A 13242-nucleotide genomic window follows, 5' to 3' on the forward strand; every position below is an offset into this window, starting at 1 on the left:
CTACAACTGGATGGCCTTGACCTCCAGGAACTCGTCCAGGCCGAACTCGCCGAGCTCCCGGCCGATCCCGGAGTGCTTGTAGCCGCCGAACGGCGCCATCGTGTTGAACCGGCCGCCGTTGACCGCCACCTGCCCGGTGCGCAGGCGGCGCGCGACCGCGAGCGCCTTGTCCTCGGTGCCCGCCCACACCGCCCCGGACAGCCCGTACGGCGTGCCGTTGGCGATCTCGACGGCCTCGTTCTCCGACGCGAACGGGATGATCGACAGCACCGGGCCGAAGATCTCCTCCTGCTCGATCGACATGCCCGGCGAGACGCCCGCGAAGATCGCGGGCTCGACGTAGTAGCCCCGTTCCATGGGGTTGTCGGTCCCGCCGAGCACGAGGCGGGCGCCCTCCTCCTGACCGCGGTTGATGTACCTGACGACCCGGTCGCGCTGGGTGGCGGACACCAGGGGGCCGAGGCGGGTGCCCTCGGCGAACGGGTCGCCGGGGACGTAGGCGCGGGCCGCCTCCACGGCGAGCCGCACGGCGTCGTCGTACTGGTCCCAGTGGACGAGCATCCGGGTCAGCGCCGAGCAGGTCTGGCCCGAGTTGAGGTAGGCGCCCGCGACCCCGTTCTTCACCGCCTTCTCCAGGTCGGCGTCGGGGAGGATGATGTTCGCCGACTTGCCGCCCAGCTCCAGGGCCACCCGCTTGACCGTCTCGGCCGCGAGGGCCGCGACCCTGCGGCCGGCCCTGGTGGACCCGGTGAACGAGACCATGTCCACGTCCGGGTGGGCGGCGATGGCCTCGCCGACCACCGGCCCGTGGCCGCTGACCATGTTGAACACGCCGGGCGGCAGCCCGATCTCGTGGAAGATGTCGGCCAGCGCGTACGCCGCGAGCGGCGCGACCTCGCTCGGCTTGAGCACGACGGTGCAGCCGGCCGCGAGGGCCGGGGCCACCTTGCACACCACCTGATGGAGCGGGTAGTTCCACGGCGTGATCGCGCCGACCACGCCTACGGGCTCCCGCACGATGAGCGAGTTGCCCACGCGGCCGCCGTCGAACTCGTACCGCTTGGCGAGGTCGGCGTAGGAGGCCAGCACCTCGGCGGGCATCAGCGTCTGCACCTTCAGCGCGAGCGTGAGCGGGGCGCCCATGTCGGTGGCGATCGTCGCCGCGATCTCCTTGGCGCGTTCCTGCAGCAGCCCGGCCGCCGCCCCCAGGAACGCGGCGCGTTCCGCCGGTTCGAGGGCCGACCATGCGGGGAAGGCGGCGCGGGCGGCGGCGACGGCGGACTCGACGTCGGCGGGCGCCCCGGCGGGCACCCGGTCCACGACCTCCTCGGTCGCGGGGTTGACGACGTCGACGGCCTCGCGCGAGGAGGACGGGACCCAGGCTCCGTTCACGTAGAGGTGACGCATGTCACTCATCCTTGCGCCTCGGCTGTCAGATGGCGAGTCCTCCGACCGAAACCTTTCCCGTCGGTTCGCGCGAGGGTGAAGGGGCCTGTGAAGTCTCAGGAGAAGATCGGGTCGCGGGTCCTCGACCTCTTCAGCTCGAAGAAGCCGTCGGTGCCGGCGACGAGCAGGACGCCGTCCCACAGGCGCGCGGCGGCCTCGCCCCTGGGGATGGGCGACACCACGGGGCCGAAGAACGCCGAGCCCTCGACGGCGATGACCGGCGTGCCGACCTCCTGGCCGACCAGGTCGATGCCCTCGCCGTGCGAGCGCCGGATCGCCTCGTCGTACTCGTCCGAGTCGTGGGCGGCCACCAGCGCGGGGTCGAGCCCGGCGGCGGTGAGAGCCTCGGCGATCGTGTCCCGGTCGCGCTCCCGCCCCTCATCGTGGAAGCGCCTGCCGATCTCGGTGTAGAGGTCGCCGAGGACCTCCTCGCCGTACTTGTCCGCGGCGGCGGCCAGCACCCGTACGGCGCCGAGCGTCTGCTTGACCCGCTCGCGGTAGTCGGCGGAGATGTCCTTGTCCTCGTTCAGCACCGCCAGGCTCATGATGTGCCACCGCACGTCGACGGGACGGAGCGCGGTCACCTCGTGGATCCAGCGCGAAGTGATCCACGCCCAGGGGCAGGCGGGGTCGAACCAGAAATCGACAAGCTTTCGTTCGGACACTGTGGCACCCTCTCGAACGGACTATGGTTCCCTCGGTCGTCAACCCGGGCAGGAAATCTCCTATTCCAGGTAGGAGCGATCTCGAATCCGTCGTGTCGCCGCGACGTGGCAGGATTCATGCAATCCCTGACGCGACGGGGCGGCGGGGATCGGGGGCGTTGATCATGCGATGAGGAGCGGGTGTGGCAGGGAATCTGACACGGGACGAGGCTCGGGAGCGTGCTCGGCTGCTCTCCGTCCAGTCCTACCAGGTCGAACTCGACCTGACTGAGGGCGAGGAGCGGTTCGAGAGCGTCACGACGGTCCACTTCACGTCGGACCGCGAGGGGGCGGACACGTTCATCGACCTCCACGGTGCGCACGTGCGGAAGGTCGTGCTCAACGGCAGGGAGCTGGACGTCAGCACCTATGACGCCGAGAAGGGCCGCATCCCGCTGCCGGGGCTGGCCGCGAACAACGAGCTGCGCGTGGACGCCGACTGTTCCTACATGCGCACCGGTGAGGGCCTGCACCGCTTCGTCGACCCCGTGGACAAGCAGGTCTACCTGCACAGCCAGTTCGAGACGGCCGACGCGCACCGTATGTACGCCTGCTTCGACCAGCCGGACCTGAAGGCGACCTTCGAGCTGACCGTCCTCGCCCCCGGCGACTGGGAGGTGGTGTCCAACGCCGCCCCCGACGCGGTCGAGGCGCTCGAGGAGCACCGCGGGCGGCACGGCACGCTGCAGGCCGCCAAGCGCTGGCACTTCCCGCCGACCCCCGTCATGTCGACGTACATCACGGCCCTCATCGCCGGGCCGTACGCGGTCGTGCGGGACGAGCACGACGGGATCCCGCTCGGGATCTACGTGCGGCGCTCGCTCGCGCAGTACCTCGACCCGGAGAACATCTTCGAGGTCACCAAGCAGGGCTTCGACTTCTTCCACCGCGTCTTCGGCCTGCGCTACCCCTTCGGGAAGTACGACCAGTTGTTCGTGCCGGAGTTCAACGCGGGCGCCATGGAGAACGCGGGCGCGGTGACGTTCCTGGAGGACTACGTCTTCCGCTCGCGCGTGACCGACGCGCTCATCGAGCGCCGCGCGGAGACGATCCTGCACGAGATGGCGCACATGTGGTTCGGCGACCTCGTCACCATGCGCTGGTGGGACGACCTGTGGCTGAACGAGTCGTTCGCCACCTACATGTCCGTGCTGTGCCAGGCCGAGGCCACCCGGTGGGGCCAGGGCGCGTGGACGACGTTCGCCAACGTCGAGAAGGCCTGGGCCTACCGGCAGGACCAGCTGCCCTCCACCCACCCCATCGCCGCCGACATCCCGGACATGCAGGCCGTCGAGGTCAACTTCGACGGCATCACGTACGCCAAGGGCGCCTCGGTGCTCAAGCAGCTCGTCGCGTACGTGGGGCTCGACAACTTCCTCGCCGGGGTGCGCGACTACTTCAACGAGCACGCCTGGAAGAACACCACCCTGCAGGACCTGCTGTCGGCGCTGGAGCGCACCTCCGGGCGCGACCTGTCGTCCTGGTCGAAGGAGTGGCTGGAGACCTCGGGCGTCAACACGCTGCGGCCGTCGTTCACCACCGACGACGAGGGCCGGTTCCTGAACTTCGAGGTGCTGCAGGAGGCCACGCAGGAGCACCCGACGCTGCGCTCGCACCGGGTGGCCATCGGCCTGTACTCCCTGCGCGACGGCGTGCTGACCAGGACCAAGCGGGTCGAGCTCGACATCGTCGGCGCGCGCACGGCCGTGCCCGAGCTCGTCGGCGAGGCCCGGCCCGACCTGGTGCTGGTGAACGACGACGACCTCACCTACGCCAAGATCCGGCTCGACGAGCGGTCGCTGCGCACCCTCGTCGGCGGCGGGATCACCGCGTTCACCGAGTCGCTGCCCCGCGCGCTGTGCTGGTCGGCCGCCTGGGACATGACGCGGGACGCCGAGATGGCCACCCGCGACTACGTCAAGCTGGTCGTCTCCGGCATCGACTCGGTGCGCGACATGACCGTCCTGCAGACCGTGCTGCGCCAGGCCCGCCAGGCCGTGCAGCAGTACGCCGACCCGGCGTGGCGGGCCACCGGCCTGGCCGAGCTGGCCGGCGCGCTGCGCCGCCTCGTCGCGGCGGCCGAGCCGGGCTCGGACCACCAGCTCGCCTACGTCAACGCCCTCGCCGCGACCGCCACCTCGTCCGAGGACCTGGCGTTCCTCAAGGGCGTGCTCGACGGCAGCCAGGCGCCCGAGGGCCTGGCCGTCGACACCGACCTGCGCTGGACGCTCATCCAGGCGCTCGTGTCCGGCGGCGTCCTCGGCGCCGGGGACATCGACGCCGAGCTGGCCAGGGACGCCACGGCCACCGGCGAGCGCTCGGCCGCCACCAGCCGGGCCTCGATCCCGACCCCGGAGGCCAAGGCCGAGACCTGGGCGACGATCGTGGGCGGGAAGCTGAGCGGCGCGCTGCTGCGCGCCACGATCCTCGGCTTCGTGGACCCGCACCACCCCGAGCTGCTGGAGCCGTACGCCGACCGGTACTTCGAGGAGGTCGGCCGGATCTGGAGCGAGTGGACCTCCGACATGGCGCAGAACTTCGCCATCGGCTGCTACCCCGCGCTGCTGATCCGTCCGGAGACCGTGGCCCGCACGCAGGACCACATCAGCGCCGAGCAGCCGCCGCACGCGTTGCGGCGCCTTCTACTGGAGGGCGCGGACGGCGTCAGCCGGGCGTTGCGCGCCCGGGCGCGGGACGCCTCCGCCTGATCCGCGTCCGGCCGCACGATCACGATCCCGAGGGCCCCGGCACACCGCCGGGGCCCTCGGGCGTGGCAGGAGACAGGCAGGGGACAGGCGGCGCGGCGGGCGGGAGCGCGAAAGCCCGGCGAGCGTGAAAGCCGGTGAGCGTGAAAGCCGGTGAGCGTGAAAGCGGGGCGCAAGCCCGATGCAAGGCACCGGGGGTGCCATGGGCGCGCCGGGTCGTTCGCCGGGCCGTTTACAGGGCGAACGGGCCGGGACTACCGTCCGTGCAGGAGGCCCGTGATCGCCATGATCCCTATGATCGTCGTCCTCGCCGTCGTGGCCGTCCTCGTCGCGACGCTCGTCTCCGCCTACAACCGCCTCGTACGCGCCCGCAACACCGTCGACAACGCCTGGGCGCAGATCGACGTGCAGCTCAAGCGCCGCTACGACCTGATCCCCAACCTCGTGGAGACCGTCAAGGGCTACGCCGCCCACGAGCGGACCACACTGGAGGCCGTCGTCGCGGCGCGGTCCCAGGCCATCGGCGCCCGGGGCCCCGAGGAGCGGGCGGCGGCCGAGAACATGCTGTCCGGCGCGCTGAAGAGCCTGTTCGCGGTGGCCGAGGCCTACCCCGACCTGAAGGCGAGCGCCGGTTTCGCCGAGCTCCAGGAGGAGCTGGCCGCCACGGAGAACCGGATCGCCTACTCCCGGCAGTACTACAACGACGCCGTCCTGACCTACAACAACGCCATCCAGACGGTGCCCGCCAACATCGTGGCCGGCATGACCGGCTTCGTCCCCCGCGAGTACTTCCGGGCGCCCGGCGAGGAGCGCGGCCCCGTGCAGGTCAGGTTCTGATCATGGCCTTCTGGATGGCCGCGGCGGCGGCGACCGGCCTGTGGCTGCTGCTCCTGCTCGCGCTCGCCGTGGCGACGAGGAACCCGGACGTCGAGCCGGGGCCGGCCACCGGGGAGCTCGCCGGGCAGTCCCCCGCGGTGGTCGACCTGATCACCGGCGACTGGCGGCTGTGCGACGAGGCGGCCTCCGCCACCCTGCTCGACCTGGCCGCCAGGGGCGTCGTGGCCGTCGAGGAGATCGGCCCCGAGCTGTCCCTCGTACGGCTGCGTGGAGAGCCGGGCGGCCTGAGGCCGTACGAGCGGCTCGTCTACGACCACGTGCGCGCGCTGGCCGTCGACGGCGTGGTGGCGACGGGGGCGCTGGCCGAGGGCTCGCGCGACCTGGGCCGGTGGTGGAAGAGCTTCCGCAAGAAGGTGATCGTCGAGGCGCGGGAGCAGGGCCTGTCCCGGCCGCGCTGGAGCCGCGCCCACGCGCTGCTCCTCGGCGCGGCGGCGGCCGTCCCCGCCGCGGCGATCGGCATCGCGGTCGCGGCCGACGACGCCCGCGGGAACCACGACGGCGGGCCCGGCGCGGCGATCGTGTCCTTCGCCCTGCTCGTGGCGTTGATGGGCAGACTGAACGGGGAGCGCGGCACGGCCGAGGGGGCCAGGGCCGCAGCGCACTGGCTCGGCGTCCGCGAACACCTGCGGGCGACCGGACGGTTCGCCGAGCAGCCCGCCGCCTCGGTCGCGATCTGGGGCCGCCACCTCGCGTACGCCGCCGCGCTCGGGCTCGCGCCACGGGCCGTCAGGAGCCTTCCGGTCAGCACCCCGGCCGACGACAACCGGGCCTGGTCCGACTACGGCGGGATGTGGCACGTCGTGAACGTCCGCTACCCCGCACGCCTGTTGTGGGGCCGGCCGCCGGGGGCGACCATCCTGCGGGGCCTCGCGGCCGGCTGGTTCGCCGGATTCTTCACCTGGATCCTCCTGGTGGTCGCCGCCGCGTTCGGCGTGTGGCCGGACGGGCTGGTCCTGCCCGCCGCCCTCACCGCGGGCCTCGCGGTCGCCGGCCTGCCGGTCGTCTACGCGATCGCCGACCTCGGCGGCCCGGCGACCGTCGAGGGACAGATCGTGCGGCTGCGCCGCTTCCAGGACGGCGGCAAGGCGAACGACACCGCCAAGTGGACGTACTGGTGCGCGATCGACGAAGGGGGCTCCCGCGAGGTCAGGGCCATGTGCCTGAGCGAGGAGATGTGGCGCCCCCTTCGGGAGGGCGACAGGGTGCGGGCCGCGGCGGGGCGCAGGCTCGGCTGGATCAGGCGGATCGACGTGATCGAGGGCTCGCGCCTGCGGGACGCCGCCACCTACGACGACACCGGCGAACATCTGGTGGACGCGCCGGAGAACCTCGGCGAGGTGCGCGTCCTGCCCGACCGCCCGCCGCCCACGTGGGACGGCCCGGCGGACGACCGTCGCCGCCCTGAGTAGGGTCGTCGGGTGCACTCAGCCCACGACCTGTTGATCGCCCTGGCCGGGAGGTACTCGTTCGGCGACGTCGGCGCGCTCGCGCCGGCCGTGCTCGGGGAGGGCGGGCGGGCGGCCCTGGTGGCGTCGGTCTGCGAGTTCGGCCAGCGGCTGCTCACCCTCGACGCGGAGGACTTCCACGCCGAGATCGACGCCCAGACGGTGCCGGCCGACCTGCGCAGGCGCGCCCGCGCGTGCCACATGCCGCAGACGCCGAGGGAGCAGCCGCGCGGCGCGCTCGACTCGCTGCGGCCGGCGTACGCGCTGCTCCTCGAGGTCGTCGAGGCCCGCTGGCGGCGGCGCGAGCTCAGCTCGATGATCGCGGCCGTGCACATCTGCAGTGAGTATCTCCCGCTGCTCGCCTTCGAGCCCGCGCTCGGCCACGCGGGCGACCCGGTTCGCTGGCCGGAGGGCCTGCGCGCCCCCGGCAGCCGGTTCGGGGTCATGCCCGACCGCGAGTGCGATCACACGAGGGCGGAGCGGTCGGCGGCCGAGCGGACGCTGCGGGTGGCCGTGGAGCCGCCCTCGGGCTGGCGTGCCTACTTCGACCGGCAGCACAGCCAGGTGGCGGGGGCCCTCGCCACCTGCGCGGGCCGATGCCGCACCCCCTGCCCCGCCCTCGACTGGGTGCCGGACCTCGACGGCCTGTCCGCCCGTTGCCGGATCGCGCTGGCGTTCGCCGATACCCCGCTCGTACGGCTGCGCCACGCCGCCCCGGTCGGCCACGGCTTCGGCGTGCCGTCGCCGGAGGAGGTGCTGGAGGCGTGGGAGCGCAGCCGCGCCGCGCTGGCCAAGCACGAGGCGGCCGCCGCGGTCACCGCCGACGACGGCTTCCCGCTGCCGGGACTTCCCGCCCTGTTCTCCGCCGTCGCGGCGGCGCCGGTGCGGCCGGCCACGCTGCTCGCCGACGTCTCGGCGTACGTCGTCGACCTGCTGCGGGGTTAGCCGTCCGTCACCAGACCGGCGGCCTGCGGTCCCCCCAGAAGCCGCCGACCGACGCCTCCACCTGGGACGACAGCGAGATGAGCGTCCCCTCGTCGCCGTACCTGCCCGCCAGCATGACGCCGATGGGGAGGCCGTCGGGCGTCCAGTAGAGCGGGAGGTTCACCGCGGGCTGGCCGCTCACGTTGTAGATGGCCGCGAAGGGCGCGAAGCGCATCATCCGCTCGAACGTCTCCTCGGGCGACTCGACGTCCTCGAACCAGCCCACGGGCACGGGCGGCTGGGTGACGGTCGGCGAGAGCACCGCGTCGTAGGCGTCGGTCACGAGCAGCGCGAACCGGGTGGCGAGCTGGAGCGTCGACTGCGCCTGGAGGAACTCGGGGGCCGAGATCGCGTGGCCGCGCTCGCGCAGCCACGCGGTGAGCGGGCGCAGCTTCGGCTCCAGTTCCTCCGCCACGGGGTGCATGCAGGAGAAGCTGAACCACATCTTGACGAACTCGGGCACCACGTCCGGGCCGAACGGCGGCGCGATCTCCTCCACCTCGTGGCCGAGCGACTCCAGCACCGCCGAGGCGCTCTCGTACGCCGCCAGCACGTCGGGATGGACCTCCGCGCCGGGCACGGCGGGCGTGGCGAACCTGGCGATCCGCAGGCGGCCCGGGTCCCGCCCGGCGTAGGCCGAGAACGACCCGAGCGCCGGCGCCGGGGCGTGGTAGAGGTCGCCGGGATTGTTGTGGGCCATGACGTCCAGCAGCGCCGCGGCGTCGGCGACGTTCCTGGCCAGCGGCCCGTTGGTCGACAGCCCCGCGAGGTCGGGCATGATCGGGGCCGCGGAGATGCGGCCGCGGCTGGGCTTGATGCCGTACAGGCCGCAGACGGAGGCGGGGATGCGGATCGAGCCCGCGCCGTCGCTGCCCTGCGCGGCGGGCGCGAGACCGGCCGCGACGGCGGCCCCCGCTCCCCCGCTCGATCCCCCGGCCGACCGCGTGGTGTCCCACGGTGTGCGGGTGGGCTCGTGCAGGTAGGTCTCCGTGTAGCAGGGCATCCCGAACTCGGGGGTGCTGGTCTTGCCCAGCATGATCGTGCCGGCGTCCCGGAGGCGCTCGACCATGCTGTCGTCCGCGGGCGCGACGAACCCCTCGTACGTGGCCGAGCCGAAGTAGACCGGCACGTCCTTGACGAAGTTGAGGTCCTTGATCGGGATCGGCACGCCCAGCAGCGGGGGCAGGTCCTCCGCGTCGCCGGCGGCGAGCCGGGCCTCCTGCTCGCGGGCCTGGGCCAGGGCCCGTTCGGCGGTCACCGTGACGAACGCCCCCAGGCCGGGGTTGAGCCGCTCGATGCGCTCCAGGTAGTGCTCGGTGATCTGGACAGGAGAAAGTTCACCCGTACGTACGGCTGCCGCCTGCTCAAGGGCGGTAAGATCGTGAATGTGCGCCACGCTACCGAACGGTAGGCCTCCTGGCCGCGGATATCTAGAGAAGATACCCGCACTTCCGCGCAACGAATCGGCTCAAGCAGGCCACAAAAGTATGAACCATCCAACACTAGGCAAGCCGCTGACGGCTCAACTACCGTGAGTGATGTGGATACCGGTCTAGCGCCAGAAGACGGTCACGATACGTCACCTATATGGGTGGGTGACCAAACGTCAGAGCAGGCGGAACGCCCTTCGGCGCCACCTGAGGCGCCGGCGTCTCCCACGTACGCTCCGGTCGAGCGCACGTCGCTGAGCAGCCTGTGGCAGGACACGCGATATCGCCACCTGCGCCGCCGGGCCGTGATCGCGGTCGCGGCGGGTGTGGTGTTCGGCGTGCTCTTCGGCAGCTGGCGGCTCGGGCTCACCGCGGCCATCCTCGCGTGCGTCGCCGACGCCGTCTACCGGGCGAGGACGGTCTCCTCCATCCCCGCGTGGCGGCGCGCCTCCGCGGCGGAGCGTCAGACGGAGGCCCAGCTCAAGAAGCTGGAGCGCAACGGGTACAAGACGCTGCACGCCAGGGCCATCCCCGGCAGCGAGGCGCAGATCGACCACCTGGTGGTCGGGCCCACCGGCGTGTACGCGGTGGACTCGGAGAAGTGGGACAAGCGGCTGCCCGTACGGGTCCAGTCGCACCGCAAGCTCTTCCACGGCCCGTTCAACCAGAAGCCGCGGCTCGACGAGGCCCGGTGGGAGGCGGCGCAGGCCAGCGACCTGATCAGCAAGGCGCTGGGCCGGGAGATCACCGTGGTGCCGTCCCTGGCCATCTACGGGCCGCCGATCCCGTGGCGCATCCTCAACATCCGCGAGGTGGACGTCTTCTCCGGCGGGCTGGTGCGCAAGTGGATCACCAAGCGGGAGAGGTCGCTCACCACCGCGGAGATCGACGCGATCTACCGGGCCGCCGAACGCGTGCTGCCCGCGCGGTATCCCGAGTAGACACACGTATCCCGAGTGGACACGTCCCGAGTCGTGGACAGCGGGTCTCGGCAGCCGGGCGCTGGCCGTACCATTTGAAGACTCAGTAGTCTCCGGATGGGGGTCCCTCGATGCCCGCTCTCAGGTCCCGCACTGTCACTCACGGCAGGAACATGGCCGGCGCCCGCGCGCTGCTCAGGGCCACGGGCGTAGCGGGCAGCGACCTCGGCAAGCCGATCGTCGCGGTGGCCAACAGCTTCACCCAGTTCGTGCCCGGCCACGTACACCTGCGCGAGGTCGCCGACGTGGTGGCCGGCGCGGTCCGCGAGGCGGGGGCCATCCCGCGCGAGTTCAACACGATCGCCGTGGACGACGGCATCGCGATGGGCCACGGCGGCATGCTCTACTCGCTGCCGTCCCGCGAACTGATCGCCGACGCGGTCGAGTACATGGTCAACGCCCACTGCGCCGACGCGCTGGTCTGCGTCTCCAACTGCGACAAGATCACGCCCGGGATGCTGCTCGCCGCCTTCCGGCTCAACATTCCCACGATCTTCGTGTCCGGCGGCCCGATGGAGGCCGGAAAGGTCCCCGGCCGCAAGCTCGACCTGATCGACCCGATGATCGCCTCCGCCGACGCGAGCGTGTCGGACGCCGAGCTCCTGGAGATGGAGGAGAACGCCTGCCCGACCTGCGGGTCCTGCAGCGGCATGTTCACCGCCAACTCCATGAACTGCCTCGCCGAGGCGATCGGCCTGGCCCTGCCCGGCAACGGCACCACGCTGGCCACCCACAAGGCCCGCAAGACCCTGTTCGAGAACGCGGGACGGCAGATCGTCGACCTCGCCCGGCGCTACTACGAGGGGGACGACGAGTCGGTCCTGCCGAGGAGCATCGCCACCCGCGAGGCGTTCGAGAACGCGATGGCGCTCGACGTCGCCATGGGCGGCTCGACCAACACGATCCTCCACATCCTGGCCGCCGCCCGCGAGGCGGGCGTCGACTTCGGGCTCAAGGAGATCAACGAGCTGTCGCTGCGGGTGCCGTGCCTGTGCAAGGTCGCCCCCGCGACGATGAAGTACCACGTCGAGGACGTGCACCGGGCGGGCGGCATTCCCGGAATCCTCGGCGAGCTGGACCGGGCCGGCCTGCTCCACCGCGACCTGCCGACCGTCCACTCCGCCTCCATCGCGGAGTACATCGCCAAGTGGGACCCCAAGTCCCCCGAGGTCACCGACGAGGCCGTGGAACTGTGGCACGCGGCGCCCGGCAACGTGCGCACGGTGAAGGCGTACTCGCAGGACGCCCGCTGGGAGTCGCTCGACCTCGACCGCGCCGAGGGGTGCATCCGCGACCTCGACCACGCGTACACCAAGGACGGCGGCCTCGCCGTGCTGTACGGGAACATCGCGCAGGACGGCTGCGTGGTCAAGACGGCCGGCGTGGACGAGTCGATCTGGCGCTTCTCGGGCCCGGCGGTCGTGTTCGAGTCGCAGGAGGAGGCCTCCGAGGGCATCCTCGGCGGCAGGGTCAAGGCCGGCGACGTGGTCGTCATCCGCTACGAGGGCCCCAAGGGCGGCCCGGGCATGCAGGAGATGCTCTACCCGACGAGCTTCCTCAAGGGCAAGGGCCTGGGCAAGGCGTGCGCGCTGATCACCGACGGCCGCTTCTCGGGCGGCACGTCGGGCCTGTCCATCGGCCACGCCTCCCCCGAGGCCGCCGAGGGCGGCACGATGGCCCTGATCGAGGACGGCGACATCATCGAGATCGACATCCCGGGCCGCTCGATCGAGCTCAAGGTGGCCGAGGACGTGCTGGCCGCCCGCCGCGAGCGGCTGCTGGCCGACCTCGGCGGCTACCGGCCGCGTGACCGGCAGCGCCCGGTGTCTGCCGCCCTGCAGGCGTACGCCGCGCTGACCACCTCGGCCTCGACCGGCGCATCCCGCGATTTGTCCCAGCTCTCCCGATAGGTCGTGTGGGGCCGCCTCGCCGGAGGCGGCCCCGCGTGTTCATACCGGTCAGCTGTAGGAAACCGACTGCACGCTGCAGTTCGTCATCCACGGACCGGGATAGACCGGGGCCGTCGTGCAGCCCCAGGTGGCGGTCACGGTGGTGGTTCCCGCGGGAATGCTGACGCCGCCCGTGGAGCCGGTGAGGTCGTACGTATGGCCCTCGCTGCACCTGGCGGAGACGCTGACGGACGTCGTCCCACTGGGCAGCGTCTGTGCGAACTGCCACGAGTGCGTGGCCGGGACCGCGACCATGCTGCTGTAGGGCACCGCCCCACCTCCGCCGTACGGTGAGGCGCCGACGGCCGGGGCGATGGGATACCAGTCCCTGGTGTCTCCGAAACTGTTGTAGTTGAGGCAGTCCACCGTGGCCTGCAGGGTGACGGTGCCGGCCATGGCAGGGCTGGGCGCGAGCGCCACGCTCAGCACACCGGTCGTGACGAGCGCCGCACCGAGCGCGAGCATCCTCCGGGCTGGAGTCACAGCGAACATTGGTGTCCCTTCTCCCGCATTTGAAATCATCCACAGCGAATGCACCACCTCCCTCAGGTACGGTCAATCACCCGCGTTTTCGGCAGGCCGGAACGTCGCGCCGGCTGAAAGGGCGCTCCGCCCAGGGCCCGAAACGCGGTGCCGGATGATTCCCCAGCCGAAATCCGATACGCAGCGGCGATCGCGGGAATTCGACGAGCGATTCGGCGA

Annotated in this window: 10 protein-coding genes; 6 read left to right on the forward strand and 4 right to left on the reverse strand. The window is 71.7% G+C overall.

Features of this window, described 5'->3' with window-relative positions; genetic code table 11:
* A complete protein-coding gene (locus FLW16_RS03075) occupies positions 1–1407 on the reverse strand; it encodes an aldehyde dehydrogenase family protein (protein WP_142558160.1) in 1407 nt (468 codons plus the stop codon).
* A 95-nt stretch (positions 1408–1502) separates the two neighbouring features.
* Positions 1503–2111, reverse strand: a complete 609-nt coding sequence (locus FLW16_RS03080) for a DsbA family protein (RefSeq protein ID WP_142557404.1) — start codon at positions 2109–2111, stop codon at positions 1503–1505.
* A 182-nt stretch (positions 2112–2293) separates the two neighbouring features.
* Here FLW16_RS03080 and pepN point away from each other — a divergent pair, with 182 nt between their 5' ends.
* The 4 genes from pepN to FLW16_RS03100 all read left to right on the forward strand — a co-directional run bounded on the left by pepN (position 2294) and on the right by FLW16_RS03100 (position 8142).
* Positions 2294–4858, forward strand: a complete 2565-nt coding sequence (gene pepN / locus FLW16_RS03085; RefSeq protein WP_142557406.1) for an aminopeptidase N — start codon at positions 2294–2296, stop codon at positions 4856–4858.
* 282 nt (positions 4859–5140) lie between these two features.
* On the forward strand, positions 5141–5692 hold the full coding sequence (locus FLW16_RS03090) for a LemA family protein (RefSeq protein WP_142557408.1): 552 nt from the start codon (positions 5141–5143) through the stop codon (positions 5690–5692).
* A gap of 2 nt (positions 5693–5694) precedes the next feature.
* On the forward strand, positions 5695–7161 hold the full coding sequence (locus FLW16_RS03095; protein ID WP_142557410.1) for a DUF2207 family protein: 1467 nt from the start codon (positions 5695–5697) through the stop codon (positions 7159–7161).
* A 9-nt stretch (positions 7162–7170) separates the two neighbouring features.
* Complete coding sequence (locus FLW16_RS03100; RefSeq protein ID WP_142557412.1) at positions 7171–8142, forward strand: hypothetical protein; 972 nt, start codon at positions 7171–7173, stop codon at positions 8140–8142.
* 7 nt (positions 8143–8149) lie between these two features.
* On the opposite strand, the gene FLW16_RS03105 is transcribed toward FLW16_RS03100, so the two are convergent.
* On the reverse strand, positions 8150–9577 hold the full coding sequence (locus FLW16_RS03105) for an amidase (RefSeq protein WP_142557414.1): 1428 nt from the start codon (positions 9575–9577) through the stop codon (positions 8150–8152).
* Between the two features lie 195 nt (positions 9578–9772).
* On the opposite strand from FLW16_RS03105, the gene FLW16_RS03110 reads away from it, so the two are divergent.
* Positions 9773–10552 carry a nuclease-related domain-containing protein gene (locus FLW16_RS03110; RefSeq protein ID WP_260614824.1) on the forward strand — a complete coding sequence of 260 codons (780 nt, stop codon included), beginning with the start codon at positions 9773–9775 and terminating at the stop codon, positions 10550–10552.
* A 110-nt stretch (positions 10553–10662) separates the two neighbouring features.
* A complete protein-coding gene (gene ilvD, locus FLW16_RS03115) occupies positions 10663–12501 on the forward strand; it encodes a dihydroxy-acid dehydratase (protein WP_142557418.1) in 1839 nt (612 codons plus the stop codon).
* A gap of 48 nt (positions 12502–12549) precedes the next feature.
* On the opposite strand, the gene FLW16_RS03120 is transcribed toward ilvD, so the two are convergent.
* Positions 12550–13023 carry a hypothetical protein gene (locus FLW16_RS03120; protein ID WP_142557420.1) on the reverse strand — a complete coding sequence of 158 codons (474 nt, stop codon included), beginning with the start codon at positions 13021–13023 and terminating at the stop codon, positions 12550–12552.
* Positions 13024–13242: the final 219 nt, after the last annotated feature.

Source organism: Microbispora sp. KK1-11, assembly GCF_006874435.1.
Classification (GTDB): Bacteria; Actinomycetota; Actinomycetes; order Streptosporangiales; family Streptosporangiaceae; genus Microbispora; species Microbispora catharanthi.